This is a genomic window from Acidovorax sp. LjRoot74 (assembly GCF_964254355.1).
Classification (GTDB): domain Bacteria; phylum Pseudomonadota; class Gammaproteobacteria; order Burkholderiales; family Burkholderiaceae_C; genus Acidovorax.
The window spans coordinates 1,977,317-1,991,911 of sequence record NZ_CAXUTI020000001.1 but is presented as its reverse complement, the minus strand read 5'-3'; the positions used below and the strand labels follow the sequence as shown (position 1 = coordinate 1,991,911).

The 14,595-nt window shown below is 60.2% G+C and carries 12 protein-coding genes and 1 pseudogene; 4 read left to right on the top strand and 9 right to left on the bottom strand.

The window, feature by feature from the left end:
- Window positions 1–104 precede the first annotated feature (104 nt).
- Entirely contained in the window at window positions 105–338 is a 234-nt protein-coding gene (locus tag ACSQ3O_RS09110; RefSeq protein ID WP_436138592.1) for a helix-turn-helix transcriptional regulator, read from the bottom strand.
- Between the two features lie 608 nt (window positions 339–946).
- Between ACSQ3O_RS09110 and ACSQ3O_RS09105 the strand changes: the two are divergent.
- A pseudogene (locus ACSQ3O_RS09105) lies at window positions 947–1,201 on the top strand (DDE-type integrase/transposase/recombinase); the annotation flags it as partial.
- Window positions 1,202–1,612: 411 nt separating this feature from the next.
- On the opposite strand, the gene ACSQ3O_RS09100 reads toward ACSQ3O_RS09105, so the two are convergent.
- Window positions 1,613–2,722 (bottom strand): IS5 family transposase, encoded by a 1,110-nt coding sequence (locus ACSQ3O_RS09100; RefSeq protein ID WP_436138591.1) that lies wholly within the window; start codon window positions 2,720–2,722, stop codon window positions 1,613–1,615.
- A gap of 564 nt (window positions 2,723–3,286) precedes the next feature.
- On the bottom strand, window positions 3,287–4,483 hold the full coding sequence (locus ACSQ3O_RS09095) for a hypothetical protein (RefSeq protein ID WP_436138590.1): 1,197 nt from the start codon (window positions 4,481–4,483) through the stop codon (window positions 3,287–3,289).
- Window positions 4,484–5,051: 568 nt separating this feature from the next.
- Here ACSQ3O_RS09095 and ACSQ3O_RS09090 point away from each other — a divergent pair.
- The 3 genes from ACSQ3O_RS09090 to ACSQ3O_RS09080 are packed head-to-tail and all read left to right on the top strand — an operon-like array spanning window position 5,052 to window position 6,058.
- Window positions 5,052–5,189 carry a hypothetical protein gene (locus ACSQ3O_RS09090; RefSeq protein WP_436138589.1) on the top strand — a complete coding sequence of 46 codons (138 nt, stop codon included), beginning with the start codon at window positions 5,052–5,054 and terminating at the stop codon, window positions 5,187–5,189.
- Window positions 5,190–5,209: 20 nt separating this feature from the next.
- Entirely contained in the window at window positions 5,210–5,533 is a 324-nt protein-coding gene (locus ACSQ3O_RS09085) for a heavy-metal-associated domain-containing protein (RefSeq protein ID WP_289814564.1), read from the top strand.
- A gap of 18 nt (window positions 5,534–5,551) precedes the next feature.
- Complete coding sequence (locus ACSQ3O_RS09080) at window positions 5,552–6,058, top strand: hypothetical protein (protein ID WP_436138588.1); 507 nt, start codon at window positions 5,552–5,554, stop codon at window positions 6,056–6,058.
- A 76-nt stretch (window positions 6,059–6,134) separates the two neighbouring features.
- On the opposite strand, the gene ACSQ3O_RS09075 is transcribed toward ACSQ3O_RS09080, so the two are convergent.
- The 6 genes from ACSQ3O_RS09075 to ACSQ3O_RS09050 all read right to left on the bottom strand — a co-directional run bounded on the left by ACSQ3O_RS09075 (window position 6,135) and on the right by ACSQ3O_RS09050 (window position 14,568).
- Window positions 6,135–7,064, bottom strand: a complete 930-nt coding sequence (locus ACSQ3O_RS09075; RefSeq protein ID WP_436138587.1) for a sensor domain-containing diguanylate cyclase — start codon at window positions 7,062–7,064, stop codon at window positions 6,135–6,137.
- 21 nt (window positions 7,065–7,085) lie between these two features.
- The gene (locus ACSQ3O_RS09070; RefSeq protein ID WP_436138586.1) at window positions 7,086–8,030 is read right to left on the bottom strand and encodes an alpha/beta fold hydrolase; all 945 of its coding nucleotides are present in this window, start codon (window positions 8,028–8,030) and stop codon (window positions 7,086–7,088) included.
- Window positions 8,031–8,038: 8 nt separating this feature from the next.
- On the bottom strand, window positions 8,039–11,185 hold the full coding sequence (locus tag ACSQ3O_RS09065; RefSeq protein ID WP_436138585.1) for an efflux RND transporter permease subunit: 3,147 nt from the start codon (window positions 11,183–11,185) through the stop codon (window positions 8,039–8,041).
- Complete coding sequence (locus tag ACSQ3O_RS09060) at window positions 11,182–12,699, bottom strand: efflux RND transporter periplasmic adaptor subunit (RefSeq protein ID WP_436138584.1); 1,518 nt, start codon at window positions 12,697–12,699, stop codon at window positions 11,182–11,184. Before ACSQ3O_RS09060 ends, ACSQ3O_RS09065 begins: the two co-directional genes overlap by 4 nt.
- Before the next feature lie 12 nt (window positions 12,700–12,711).
- Window positions 12,712–14,037 carry a TolC family protein gene (locus tag ACSQ3O_RS09055; RefSeq protein ID WP_436138583.1) on the bottom strand — a complete coding sequence of 442 codons (1,326 nt, stop codon included), beginning with the start codon at window positions 14,035–14,037 and terminating at the stop codon, window positions 12,712–12,714.
- A gap of 75 nt (window positions 14,038–14,112) precedes the next feature.
- A complete protein-coding gene (locus tag ACSQ3O_RS09050) occupies window positions 14,113–14,568 on the bottom strand; it encodes a hypothetical protein (protein WP_015012946.1) in 456 nt (151 codons plus the stop codon).
- Between the last annotated feature and the right edge of the window lie 27 nt (window positions 14,569–14,595).

Sequence of the window (14,595 nt, the reverse complement as noted above, 5' to 3'; positions counted from 1 at the left end):
CAAACCACTCAATCTGAAAACCTAGTGTTTACGATTGCCGCGGCATGCGGGTATCTCGTGAAATCGAAATCCCGCGCCAACAGAAATTAGTGTTCCTAATTGGCCTACTTCGAGTGACGCGCACGGGCCGTTTGCAAGTCGATCCAACGCTGTACATCGCCATCGCGCCACCCCACTGACGCCAAGCCCAATGGGATGGGATCGGGGAACTGGGGGTCGAAGTACTTGGAACGCGGGTTCAGCTTGAGATAGATCGACGAGCGTGAAATACCCAATCGTTCGCGAAGCTCAGGCATGCGCAGCACCCGGGTGGAAGGGGAAGAAGGGAGGGATTCCATGGCTTTTTTCCTTTCGTTTGGTTGATGAGTGAATTGTTCTCGATCACCTCAATATGGAAAAATCCCATGCGCACTGTATTTTTTCACCCGAAAAAATGAGGTAAAAATGGCAAATTTCGAGCTGACTAAGCCTTTGTGCGGCTAGCGTCCACCGCCCGTGCGTGCCACTTGTGTGCACTTTCTCGAGGGGCTCCGACGGCTGGCTGATGCGGCATGGCCTGAGAGGGGATGCCCAGTACCCCCGGGCCGATGCAAGCCAATAGGAAGAGCGGTTCGGTGCTCAATGGCTGCTCATCCATGAGCCTGACGTCTTCGCCGATGACATCCGCTCACTGGAGCCAGGTCCGCAGTCGCCCGAGGCGAGCATGGAGACGCCACGGTGCGCAGCTAGGCTTGGCAGACTTGGGGCACTGGCGCCGCGCACGGCAGAAACAGCTTGCAGTCCGTGGGTGCATCCTTCTCGCGGCCTCTCTCATGCCTCCCGGTCTGGGCAAACCCAGGCAACTTCGCCAGAAAAAGTGCCCCCACCACGCCAAAAAAATTAGTTCCCTACCTCGAAAAATTAGTTCTTCCAAGAGGGATAGCGGGTGGCGAACAGGCACAAGCTCTGCGGCATGCATCGCGTGGCGCGGTTGCTCAGGCTCGAAGGCGCGCGCTGACAGATCGGCTAGGGCCGGAGGCCTGGAATGCGAGGTGGCAAGCCCGTGGTGGTCGCGCCAAATCACCTCGAGAGTGAGCTCAAGGTGGCCCAGCCCAATCAGTCCTGGGTCACCAACGTCACCGACACCCGAACCCACGAAGGCTGGCTGTACCTAGCGGTTGTGGTCGATCTGTTCTCGCGCCAAGTAGTCGGGTGGTCCATGGGCATCCGTTGGCGCAAGTCCGATCCATGTAGCGCCTGCAGCATTGCACCTGGCGTAAATCTCCGGGCTACGGCTTTCCAATCTTGCGGAGAATTTTCACCGCCAAGCAACTGCAGCCACCGACAAACGTAATGGCGTGTAAATCAGCGATCCGTTTGATAACCCTGCTGCATAGGACTGATAGTGTCGCTCTGATTTCTGGCAGAAGACACGGCCTGCGTGATACAGCGCAGGGCCTGAAAAAACCACCAATCGTGGGAGCACTAGCAGGCTGCTGAAATACTCCCCTTGCCCACGAGTATCTTCCTCGACCCTCGCGCATTTCTCGCGCCAGTTTTCCGTATCTTGAAATTCAGCGCTCCATACTGGCGCTTTTTACCCTCGCACGCCCGATTTTTTGCCCTTTTGCCCTCATGCCTGCCCCTGCAGGCGGATTTGCCCCAGGCTGCGCAATCGCGTGAGGTTGTAGCCCGCCATCGTCAGCACAAACATCTGGTCCACTTTTTTGATCCCGCGCACCAGCACCTGACGCATGTGCCCCACCGTCTTGGCCCAGCCAAAGCCTTGTTCGATCAGCTTTCTCTTTTGCTGCGAGATGGCGTAGCCTTCGCTGTCTGCAATCGCGTCAGTAACTGCCGACTGGCGCCCCGACTTGTTCTGCGCTACATGGGGCAGCACGTTCATCTCCTGCAGGGCTTCGATGAATTCCTTGGCGTCGTAGCCTTTGTCTGCCCCCAGGGTGATGGTGATGGGTTCATCGCCGGGCAGCGCCTGGCGGGCATCGTTGATCATGGCCTTGGCCGCTTCACGTTCTGCATACCCGTCAGCCTGGGTGACCACGGCACTGACCACCAGGCCGTGGCGGTTGTCGGTGAGTGTGTGGCCCATGAAGCGCAACTCGCTGGCCGTCTTGCCCTTGCGGTACAGCCTTGCATCCCCATCCGTAGTGGATTCATGGGTGTCGTTGCTGCGCTTTTGGTCTTTGAAGTTGCCCGCGTTGGCGTTGCCGTCATCGTCCGTGCGGTCTTTGCGCACGAAGCTCTTGTGGCCCGCCCAGGCCTGGATCAGGGTGCCATCCACGCTGAAGTGCTCGCCCGAGAGCAGTTCCTGCTCCTGGGCTTGTTGCACGATCTGGTTGAAGAACTCGATGACGGCATCGTGCTCGATCAGGCGCTCCCGGTTCTTGCTGAACACGGTAGGAACCCAGACTGCGTCGTCCATGGCCAGGCCGATGAACCAGCGAAACAGCAGGTTGTATTGGGTCTGCTCCATGAGTTGGCGTTCTGAGCGCACGCTGTAGAGCACTTGAATGAGCATGGCCCGCAGCAGCTTCTCGGGGGCAATGCTGGGACGCCCGCCTTTGATGTCGGCCGCGTACATCTGACCAAACAGGTTGTCCATGTTCGCCAGGGCCTTGTTGACCATCACGCGGATCATGCGCAGGGGGTGATCAAGGGGCACGAAGTCATCGAGGTGGCGCATGGTGAACAGGCTCTCGGTGAAGGTGTCGGCTCCGCGCATGGATGGCTCTTTCTTCTATCTCATCGGTGGGGTGTGCCTCGATTGTCCTGGCAAGGCGGCAGCTGGGCAGTGACGTTGGGGAGTATTTCAGCAGCCTGCTAGACAGTATTAGGATTTCCATTATTTTCCCAAAAGCGCAGGCGCGGTCTCCCGCTGCAACTCTCTTAAATTACTGCCTGCGGATTGCATCAACGCTGCCGAAGAAATGACGTCAAGACCCAAGTCGTAGCGTTACCCTGCCCCAACGCCAACGGCCCCTTCCGCGTCCCCACTGTTGAGTTTTTCCCCAGATGGTTGGTATCCGCAATCAGACAACAGCCGCAAATGAGGCGGAGTCGGCTTCGAGGAATACCCGGGAACCAAGTCTATTTTTCGGATAGGGAAAATTTGCGGCCTGACGATAGGGAGTGAGGGACGACTGCTGAGCAGCGAAAGCTGACAATGGACATAATCAGGCCAAATGATCTTTACCCCGAGCGGTCGTTCGACTTGGAGAGGCGTGCCGACCTGTGTGACGGCTGCATAGAGTTCTGCGGTCAGCAGTCCATCATTATCGCTATGAAGTCAAGTGGTTGCCAATCGACGTCGGAGAGCCTCTGGAAGCTCGGAAAGCTTCGGCACGACCAGGGTGGGAAACCGAATGACCTGCTTTGAAACGTAGTCCGCCATAAAACCGTCAGCCCTAAACACATCCACATATGGTGCGTACACAGCGTGCAAAGCATCCACAAAATCGCTATCTTTCGGCTTGCGTGGTTTCGCAAAAGTGATCGAGCGCCAAGATGTGTGCAACGTACGAATTCCAGTAGAGAGTCCTGGACAGTGTGTGTCAATCTCTGCGGTCTTTAACTTGGCTCCCGGCTTAAGCTCCTCCGCAAAGCGATTCCCAATCCCGATCAGCATGTTCTCCTGCCATTCCTCCCATTTAGATGATCCATATATGGACGTGAGGAACTCGGAGTTGAGCATGGGATTCGCACGCAAAGACTCAACCAGTCGGGATAACTCGCGCATCTTGCCTGTGATATCCGCAGCCGGCCCTCTGGCCCAAGACACAAAGGGCGTTAAATCACCGTGATGCTTCTCAAACCACTGCATCATCCAGCGGGGATCTCTGAGACTCGCTTCATACGCGCCTGTTGCTTCTGCCGCAGTTGCGCCTCCTGCGACGTACAGTGCAAGCGTACGAGCAGCGTCTTGTCGCATGGGAAAGACTGCGAGGATCTCATCAAGGTCTTGCCTTTCAACATTTCGCAAGAGCGTACTTCGTAAGGTGGGGCGAACCTTTCTCCCCTTAGTCATCAATCGTTTTGCCTGCCTCTTCTGTGCGCGAGTCGCGTTTGGAAGAACTGCTTCAATGGTGCTTTGAATTGACTGTAGATGATCCGTTTCTGTGATCGGCAGCATTTCACATGCTCCCTCTGGAAACCATCTGCCGTTATGGTCAAAGGGATTGACGCAACCTGATGAAAGCCCCAGCGCGGCCCTGACCTCCTCTTTGAAAAGAGTTTGGAGGTGAATCATGCAGTTCCCCCCACACAGATCCGCAAGCATGTTGGTACGCTGTACCGCAGCACTTGTGTAGGTTGACTGTACGGGGGCCATTTCGGTCAGATGTGCGGCTGAAAAGTAGAAATTCACTTTCCCCGAATCTTTAAAACTAAGGAGTTCCTCAAGAACTCCTGGTACCTCCCTTGAGGCTTTTCCAGGGTCCGACAGCGTCGAGTAGTCGCTGCTATCAAGATATACACGTAATGGCATGAAATGGTGTCGATACCCGGTTGGTGGGATGCGCTGCCCGTAGATGGCAGGGATGATTTGCAAACAATCTGCGAAGCAGTTCCCTCGTAGCAGAGTAAAGCCTAGGCCGGGCTTCGAGTATGGCAGCCCAACCATTGGGGGGGGTGGAGCGGTGTGCAGACTTGGAGCTTTGACGGAACAATTTTTGGTAGAAGCACGTTGGGTACAACGTACAGCAAACTGACTCTTGGTGGCCGCTACTGATGGTGTAGCGGCAGAACGCCTCGCGGGATGACGGATGGCATGTTCCAACGATGAATATCATTTGACAGCAAACCTGACCGGCAGGAGTCAGCCTGAAGATGCCGCGCCAGAGGTCTGTTCTGCAGCGGTTGCGGTCGCTCGTGCTGCCGCCATGGAGGTCCGCTGACGATCTCTCATCAGTCGTTCGGAGCTGTGGGCCATATTTTTGGATGGAGGTGAAGAACACCAAGCTATTAGCTCCTGACATGGCTTGCGCTTTCAAGCCAGCTTAAGCAGGTCCTCGAGGTCCATAGGCGGCTCGATAAAACGTTAAGTGCCTTCCAGTATGCAACTCGCCAAGCATGATTGCATCGGCATAGCCTTATATGCCTTGGCGACTGCCGCTCTCGATCTTGATGCCCGGCTGATCTTTGCGCATGGGCTTGACCTTCTCATCATGACAAGGCTCATAGTCAAACCGTGAATCAACCGAAGGAGGCTCACATGGTCCATTTCAATGTTCCTGATATGACGTGCGGCGGTTGTGTTCAGCGCATTCGTCGAGCAATAGCTCAGGCTCAAATGCTGGCGGGCATCGACGTAGAAATCGATTTGGCCGCGCGGCAGGTCAGCGTTCCTGGGCAAGCCGAAGACGGCATTGTGGAGCTTGTACGCTCCGCAATTGAGCGTGCCGGATACAAAGCAGACGCCGTGATGGGGACTTCATCGCGCCGAGCAACCGGTGGCTGCTGCTGCGCGTCTCGGCCCGCAATCTCGGTTGACGTGGATCATGACGATGCAAGGCAGACGTCGTCATGCTGTAGTTGAACTACCAAGGAGACCATCATGCGTCTGAACATCGTCGCTGGGCTATTGACAACCCTTTTCGTGGCAGGCTGTGCCATCGCGCAATCTCCGAAACCTGCGGACGAACACGCAGGCCACCACCCTGCCGGTGGCGTGCAGAGCGGTGGCGCGGTCACCCAACCGGCCCCGGCCGCTACTGCTGCGCCTGCACCGGACGCCTTCGATCATCAAATGAAGGCGATGCAGGAAATGCACAAAAAAATGCAGGCGGCCAAGACTCCCGCCGAACGTTCTGCCCTGATGGATGAGCACATGAGGCTCATGCAGTCAGGCATGGCCATGATGGGGGCCGGTAATTCTGGTGGTATGGGCATGGGGATGATGCAGCAGGGGGCGCAGGGCAAACCTGCCGTACCCTCAGCCCCTGGGAACGCAGGCATGGGAGGCATGATGGGTATGCATGCTCAAATGGAGCGCCGTATGGCCATGATGGAACAGATGATGCAAATGATGGTGGACCGCCAAGCGACCATGCCATCCAAGTAGCCTCCTGGCGAACGATCTTTGCGGCGGCAAGCTATCACTATTCCAAGTGCTGGTGAGCCGCGCGAGGCTTGACGACTCAGTCACGAACCACTGTGCAGTTGCGCCCGAGCGCCTTTGCACTGTAAACAGCTTCATCAGAGCGCTTTAACAGTCGGGCAAGGAAGTCCGCTCCGGTTTCGTGTACAGCACATGCCAGCCCAACACTGACCGTTACTGGCCCCGCCGCTGAGCGCACCCGTCTGGCGCATTTGTGTACCCGCTCGGCGACGCGGGCTGCTGCTTCCACCTCCGCATCGGGCAACCATACAACGAACTCTTCCCCGCCGTATCGCGCGACCAAGTCCGAACCTCGGGCGCCTGCCTGTAACTGGCGCGCTAAATTGACCAGCACCCGGTCGTCCTCGGGATGGCCATGTGCGTCGTTGATACGTTTGAAGTAATCCACATCCACCATCAACAACGACGCCGAGCTGTTTGGAGAGGCAGACCGCTGCCAATCTTGCACGGTCAACTCTAGCGCACGGCGGTTTTTGAGACCTGTGAGTGGATCAGAAAGACTCAGTTCCGAAAGCTGGCGATTCTGCAGTTCAACCTGTTCATTGCTGGCCGCCAAGCGCTGGGCAAGGGCCTGTGCCTCTGCACGCGCCTTGATCAACTCGCCCTCGAAACGGCTGCGTTCGCGGGCCACAAAGAAAGCCCATACGATGTTGTCACCCATCTCCAGTCGCTTGTTTACTGCATTGATCATGACAGGAACAGTTTCGCCATCGAAACCGCGCAGGTGGAGAAAAACTTCGCGCGCACTCTTTGCGTGATGCAGCGTGGGGAACAGGTGGGTCTGACTGAAAATTCGAGAAGCTGGTGTCAACAGCTCATCCATGGAGTGGCCGAGCCAAAAAGCCTCTGTGCCCCCGATCAGTACAAGGAACTCCCTGTTTATCCGCACGATGTGCCCCTCCGGGTCCGTAATCATCATCGCGCAAGGGATGTCATCAACCGCCAGCATATCCAGCCCTCTCGGTCTCGCTCAGGTGAGTGAGAGATATCGTTGCATGGCGGCCGTCACCAGATGTGGGTGACTCATGTGAGCGCAGTGTCCGGTCACGTCCAGCACTTCCAACGTGCTGCCCCTGAGCTTCTTGTGCATGTACTCCCCGACAGAAAGGGGCGCCAATGCATCTTTGCCATGCTGCAGGATCAGACTTGGCCGGGTCACGCGCGGTAGATCCTCTCTGCTATCTGCAAAGAAGGTTGCCTGCGCAAAGATACGAGCCATCGTAGGATCGGTTGAGCAGAAGCTCTCGGACAACTCTCCGCCCAGACTGTCTGCCTGCGGCGCTCCTGCCACAATAGGTGCGAGATAGCTGGACCAGCCCATGAAGTTCTGGTCCATGAGGTCCAATAGGCCATCCAAATCCTTGCGCTCGAATCCTCCAAAATAATCCGGTGCGTGATTGAGGTAGCAAGGCGACGGGCCAACCAGAATCAGGCGGTCAAAAAGCGTAGGTCGCTCGATGGAGGCCAGCAGGCCGATGCTGGCGCTGACCGAATGTCCAACAAAATGCACTCCGCGCTCGATGCCCAATGCGTCGCATACATCCAGCAGATCTTGCACGTAGCCTTTCAGACTTGCGTACTTCACGGGGTCAAAGGCGGCCAAGTCTGATTGGCCGCAGCCGACGTAGTCGAACAAGACCTGGTGGCACTTACCTTCAAAGGCCGGAGTGATGTGTCGCCACATATGCTGGCTACACCCAAAGCCGTGCGCATAGACGAGCACGGGGACGTCCGGGCGAATTGCATCGATCACATGCACGTTGTTGCGCTTACGAATTTCCACTGTTGTTCTTTCCGGGCGGTCAGTCCGCAGATTTTGCACGCCTGACGCTTGCACCGTGCGCAAAATAGCATGCAAGCGTGCGCGATTGGGAGTGAGAAACAACTGGTTTATCGCTAGCACCAGCTTGCGCAACGCAGCGTTCAGCCTCCGGATGCTTCTGTTTTTACTCTCCTAGGCTTACGCATCAGCACATAGGCCGCAGGAATCACGAACAAGGACAGCAGCGGCGCTGTCACCATGCCGCCCAGCATAGGGGCCGCGATGCGGCTCATGACCTCCGAGCCTGTCCCGCTGCTCCACACGATGGGCACCAGGCCCGCAAGGATGACAGCCACGGTCATGGCCTTGGGTCGCACGCGCAGCACAGCACCTTCCCGGATCGCATCCAGCAGCTCTTCCAGCGTGGGCTGCCTGCCGTCTGGACACCTCTCTGCGAGTGCCTGCTTGAGGTAGATGAGCATGACCACCCCGAACTCAGCCGCGACCCCCGCCAGGGCGATGAAGCCCACACCGGTGGCGATCGAAAGGTTGTAGTTCATGAGGTACAGGAACCAGATGCCCCCGGTGAGCGCAAATGGCAGCGTCGCCATGATCAGTCCCGCCTCACCCATGCGCGAGAAGGTCAGGTACAACAGCACGAAGATGATCAACAAGGTGGCAGGCACCACCACCTTGAGGCGGGCATTGGCCCGCTCCAGGTACTCGAACTGGCCTGAGTACGTGATGCTGACCCCGGGCTCCAGCTTGATCTGGCGGCTCACCGCATCGCGCAGGTCACTGGCCACGGACGCCAGATCGCGGCCCCGCACATCGACATACACCCAGCCCGATGGGCGGGCGTTCTCGCTCTTGAGCATGGGTGGTCCATCGGTGATAGAAACGCTGGCCACCGTTGCCAGCGTGATTTGCTGCCCCATGGGGGTGGAGATGGGCAACTGGGCCAGCCGTTCGGGCGAGTCTCTCCACTCACGCGGGTAGCGCAGGTTGATGGGGAAGCGCGCCAGGCCCTCGACCGTTTCCGAGACGTTTTCTCCACCGATGGCCCCGGAGACCACGGCCTGGATATCGGACACATTCAGCCCGTAGCGCCCCGCGGCCGTGCGATCGATGCGGACATCGACGTAGCGGCCCCCCGTCAGGCGCTCGGCCAGTGACGAGCTCACTCCCGGAATGCCCTTGGCGACCTGCTCGACCTGTGCCGCGATCCCATCGATCACCTGCAGGTCGTTGCCCGTCACCTTGACACCGATGGGGCTCTTGATGCCGGTGGCCAGCATGTCGATGCGGTTACGGATGGGCGGAATCCAGATGTTGGACAGGCCGGGGATCTTGACGGCCTTGTCCAGCTCTTCGATCAGGCCCTCGGGCGTCATTCCTGGACGCCACTGGTCTCTGGGCTTGAGCTTCACCGTGGTCTCGAACATTTCCAGCGGCGCCGGATCGGTGGCGGTCTCTGCTCGGCCCGCCTTGCCGAAGACGCGCTCGACCTCGGGCACCGTCTTGATCATCCGGTTGCTCAATTGCAGAAGCTCCGTGGCTCGCTGTGCCGACAGGCCCGGCAGGGCTGACGGCATGTACAGCAGATCGCCTTCATCCAGCCTGGGCAGGAACTCGCCCCCCAACCGCGACAGGGGCCAGATCGTGGTCGTCAGCGCCAGCACGGCGATGACCAGGGTGGATTTGGGACGATGCAAGACCCACTCCAGGCAAGGTCGGTACACGGCAATCAGCGCGCGGGTGATGGGGTTTTTCTGCTCGTCAGGGATACGCCCTCGGATCCAGTAGCCCATGAGGACGGGGATGAGCGTGACCGAGAGAGCCGCTGCTGCGGCCATCGCATAGGTCTTGGTGAACGCCAGGGGGCCGAACAACCGACCTTCCTGCGCTTCCAGCGTGAAGACCGGCACGAAGGACAAGGTGATGATGAGCAGCGAGAAGAACAGCGCGGGGCCGACCTCCTCGGCAGCTTCGGTGATCACCTTCCAGCGTTCTTCCCCCACCAGCTGGCGGTCGGGATGCTTGCGCTGCCAGGCCTCCAGCTTCTTGTGAGCGTTCTCAATCATGACCACTGCCGCATCGACCATGGCGCCCACGGCGATTGCGATCCCGCCCAGGGACATGATGTTGGCGTTGATGCCCTGGTAGCGCATCACCAGAAACGCCGCCATGATCCCCAGAGGCAGAGAAATGATGGCGACCAGCGCAGAGCGCAGGTGCCAGAGAAACAAAACACAGACCAGGGCCACCACGATGAACTCCTCTACGAGTTTGGTGGTGAGGTTTTGGATCGCACGCTCAATGAGTGCACTGCGGTCGTAGGTGGTGACGATCTCCACGCCCTTGGGCAGGCTGCTTTGCAGCTCACTGAGCTTGGCCTTGACGGCTTTGATGGTTTCCTGGGCATTTTTGCCCGAGCGCAGGACCACCACGCCCCCGGCCACTTCCCCCTCGCCGTCGAGTTCGGCGATGCCGCGCCGCATCTCCGGCCCGATTTGTAGCGTCGCGACATCGCCCAGGCGAATAGGAATTCCGGCGCGGGACACCAGGGGGATGGCCCGGAAATCGTCCAGCGTCTTGAGGTAGCCGCTGGCGCGCACCATGTACTCGGCCCCGGACAACTCCAGCACCGATCCCCCCGTTTCCTGGTTGGCTCCCATGATGGCTTCGCGGACCTGCGTCTGGGTCAGCCCTTGGGCTGCGAGCTTGATGGGGTCGAGCACCACCTGGTACTGCTTGACCATGCCGCCCACCGACGCCACTTCTGCGACGTTGGGCAGGCTCTTGAGTTCGAACTTCAGGAACCAGTCCTGCAGAGCGCGCAGCTGGGCCAAGTCGTTTTTGCCGGTGCGATCTACCAGGGCGTACTGGAAGATCCAGCCCACCCCGGTGGCATCTGGGCCCAACGATGACTTGGCCGTAGCGGGTAGTCGTCCCTGCACCTGGTTCATGTACTCCAGTACCCGCGAACGCGCCCAGTACAGGTCCGTGCCATCCTCGAACAGGATGTAGACGAATGAGTCGCCGAAGAACGAGAAACCTCGCACCGTCTTGGCGCCCGGGACGGACAGCATGGTGGTGGACAGTGGGTAGGTGACCTGGTTCTCCACAATCTGAGGCGCCTGGCCGGGATAGGATGTGCGGATGATGACCTGGACATCGGACAAGTCGGGAAGAGCGTCCACGGGGGTACTGCGCACGCCCCACACGCCCCAAGCGGTCAGCATCACGGTCGCCAGCAGAACCAGAAATCGGTTCGCCACCGACCAGCGGATCAGACGCGCGATCATGGCTTGATCCTTTCCACGGCGGTGATCACAAAGTCCTTGCCTTGCTGCTGGAAGGTGAACTTGACCTGCTGCTCGGGTTTGAGGGCCTTTGCCAGCTCCGGGTTTGCCAGCTTGAATGGCATGGTCATGCCGGGCCACTTCAGTTCAGGGACCGCCTCATGGGTCAGGGTCAGCTCGGTGGGGGTGACCTCATCGACCACCCCTCGCACCGTAAAGCTCTTCGATGCCGGAGCAGCAGACTTTGAAGACCCCTGTTCGTTGATCGGCTGTACGCCGCTGCTTGGAGGCTGTGTGGGCATGATGCCTCGCAGGCTGGCTTCCGAGTCGATCAGGAACTGTGCCGAGGCGACCACCTGTTGCCCTGCGGTGAGGCCGCTTTGAATGACGAGGCGGTCATCGATTTCCGCGCCGAGTTGGACCTGGACGGGGTGGTACTTGCCGGGGCCATCCACCACGTAGACCAGCGCCCGCTTGCCGGTGCGGATCACCGCTTCGCTGGGCACCAGCAGCGCTGGTTGTGTCCGTCCGGCCAGAACGATCTGTCCGGACATGCCCGCCTTCAGCCGCTGGGCGGGGTTGGGTAGCTCCAGCCGCACACGCACCGTGCGGGTGTCCCGATTGGCTTCTGGGAGGATGCTCACAATCCGGGCTTTGAGGGTTTCGCCTGGAAACGCGGCCAGGCGGACCTGGGCATCCTGCCCCAGTTGCAAGGGACCGCTTTGCGCTTCGGGAACGGCTGCCTCGATCCAGACACTGGCCAAACCGTTCACGCGCACCAGGTTGGCCCCCGCAGAGACCGTCATGCCTTGGCGCACCATCAGTTCGGCCACCATCCCAGCCTGCGGGAAGGTCACCGTGTAGCGGCCTTGAGGTTCGCCCGTGCGCTCCACCTGGGCCACCAGCGAGGCCGGCATACCCAGCAGCAACAACCGCTGGCGCGCCGCTGCCGTCAACGATTCGTCCTTGAGCGCCCGGACCGCGAGAAACTCGCGCTGCGCCGCCAACCATTCGGGCAGCAGCAGGTCGGCCAATGGCGCGCCTGCGGCCACCACGTCGCCCGGGGCGCGGGCGTAGACCCGTTCCACAAACCCGGCTGAGCGCGCCTGAACGATGCTCACATCCCGGTCATTCAGCTGGACCGTGCCCAGCACATCCACATCGGACCCAATGTCGCGCTGCTCCACCGTGGCGGTGCGCAGGCCGAGGGCTTGCACCGCCTGGGCAGAGACATTCAAACCGGAGCCTTGTTGTGTGTCCTCATCGGCATACTTGGGGACCAGGGCCATGTCCATGTAGGGCGACTTGCCGGGCTTGTCGAACTTCTGCGTCGGCACCATGGGGTCGTACCAGTACAGTACCTTGCGGTCGGCCTTCGCCGCTTCTGCCGATGGAGGGGTAGCGCCAGACGGATGACTGCTCGCCATGCGCCATTGGGAGACGCCCCAGCCGAGGGCGATGCCAGCAGCCACCAGTGCCACGGCCACGGCGGTCTTCTTGAAAACGGTATTGGTCATGTGGTTCTCCCTTCAGTCCGCGATCAGGCTGTTCAGGCGGGCAATCACGGTGTCCCGCTGTGCCTGCAGCTCAATGAGTCGCCAGTGCGCCTCCCGCACCTGGGCCCTTGTAGCCAGCACGGCGCTCAAGTCGCCCTTGGCAGACTGGTAGTTGGCCAACGCGAGTTCGGCGCGCCCTTGTGCCAAGCCGATGCCAGCCGATTGCAGCCGCTCGATCTGACTGTTCAGTGCCGCCAGCTCTGAGGCGCTGTCCTCCAGCTCCTGTAGGTGCCTGCGGGTCACGTCCTCCTGCTCGGCTTCCAGGCGCTGCAGCTCCAGCTGCTTGGCCTTGATCTGGGGTCCCTGACGCCGCTCCTGTTGCCAGGGAAGATCAAAGGTCACCTGGAAAGACACCATGTCGCCCCAGCGGCGGTCGCGGCGGCTGTAGGCGACTTCCCAGGACCAATCACCCTTGGTTTCTGCCTGGGCTTCGCGCGTTTCCGCCAAGGCCATGGCTTGCATGGCCGGGTACTGCGCGAGTTCCGCGTGGCGGTGTACCTCTGACCGAAGCTGGTCCAAAGGGCGGCTCAGCGGCCCGGGAACTCCCTGCAGCGCCTCGTCGGCGCGGGCGCCAACCCAGCGCCGCAACATCGCCCTGGCCTTGGATCGGTCCCGCTGCAGATCGTCCCTGCGGTCCGACAGCGCAAGAGCCTCCTGCCTGGCCATCAAGAGTTCGCCCGCCTGGGCCGTCCCTCCCGCGATGCGGGCGGGCAGACTGTCCTGCAGGCGCTGGTTCTCACTCAGTAGACCGGCAAGCACCTGGTCGCGCTGTTCAATGGCCTGGGCCATGATCCAGGCTTGGCTCAGCTCCTGGCGGATCTGCAGGCGCTGGACGCCCAGGGCGGCGCGCTCGCGTTCCACTTTGGCCTGGGCACTGGCGATCTGGGCATCGCGCTTGGCCCGGTTGGGCACCTCCTGCATCAGCGCAAGGCGCTGCATGGTCATGGACTCGCGTGTGAGGCTGAACCGGTCCATGCCGCTGACGGGAAAGTTCTCGATGCCGACTGACAGCTTGGGATCCGGCAACGTCCCTGCGGCCTTCTGGGTGCTGCTGGCTGCGTCAATCTGCAGTCGCTGCGCCGCGATGCGGGGACTTTGCTGTTCCGCCAAGTCCAATGCCTCGGCAAAGCCCAGGGCGTGCGCCGGGTTCCCAGCCAAGCCGGTGCCGGCCAGCAGGAACCCGAGAGCGCCCAGGCGCAGATGGTGGAGGTTGCGCACCTGGATGCGCTGCGAGATGGGACGAATGCGCTGGTGCGCAGACAGGCGCTCGCAGGGAACGCCGAAGGAGATGTTGGGCATGATGGTCCTCGAAATGAAGGGGCACGAAGTCAGACTTGCGCAAACGCTGCAAGGCAGCGCGCAAGACGTGCACGATCAATTCCGAAAGACCTGATGGGTTAGATAGATGGGGGGAGCGCCCGCTCGACTGTCCAGCTCCGCGTAGACAGCCCGAGGGTCAATATGGCGCTCGGAGTCCAGGATCACAGGCAGCACATAGGCGACCCAGATAGCGTGCGCCGCGATCGCCTGCAGATCGAGACCTTGGAGCGAGGGGGAGGACAAGCTGTCGCCGTCACAATGGGCTCGGCACAGCTGAGGATCCTGCTCATCCATGGTGCCCGCCATCGCGTGGCAATCGGGCATGGAGGGCATGCCGACGGCATCTCCCATGGCCATGCCCGCTTTTTGCATCGATGCCGCATGGGCTGCGGAGTCCAGCTTGGGACAGGCATAGGCGGCCAACGCGAACTGCATCAGAAGCAACGCCGCGACCAGGAAGCTGGTTATCCAGCGTCCTTGGCGCGATACGGTGCTTCTGGCGAAGATCATGGTGCGAATGGTATCCCCAGCGGCGGC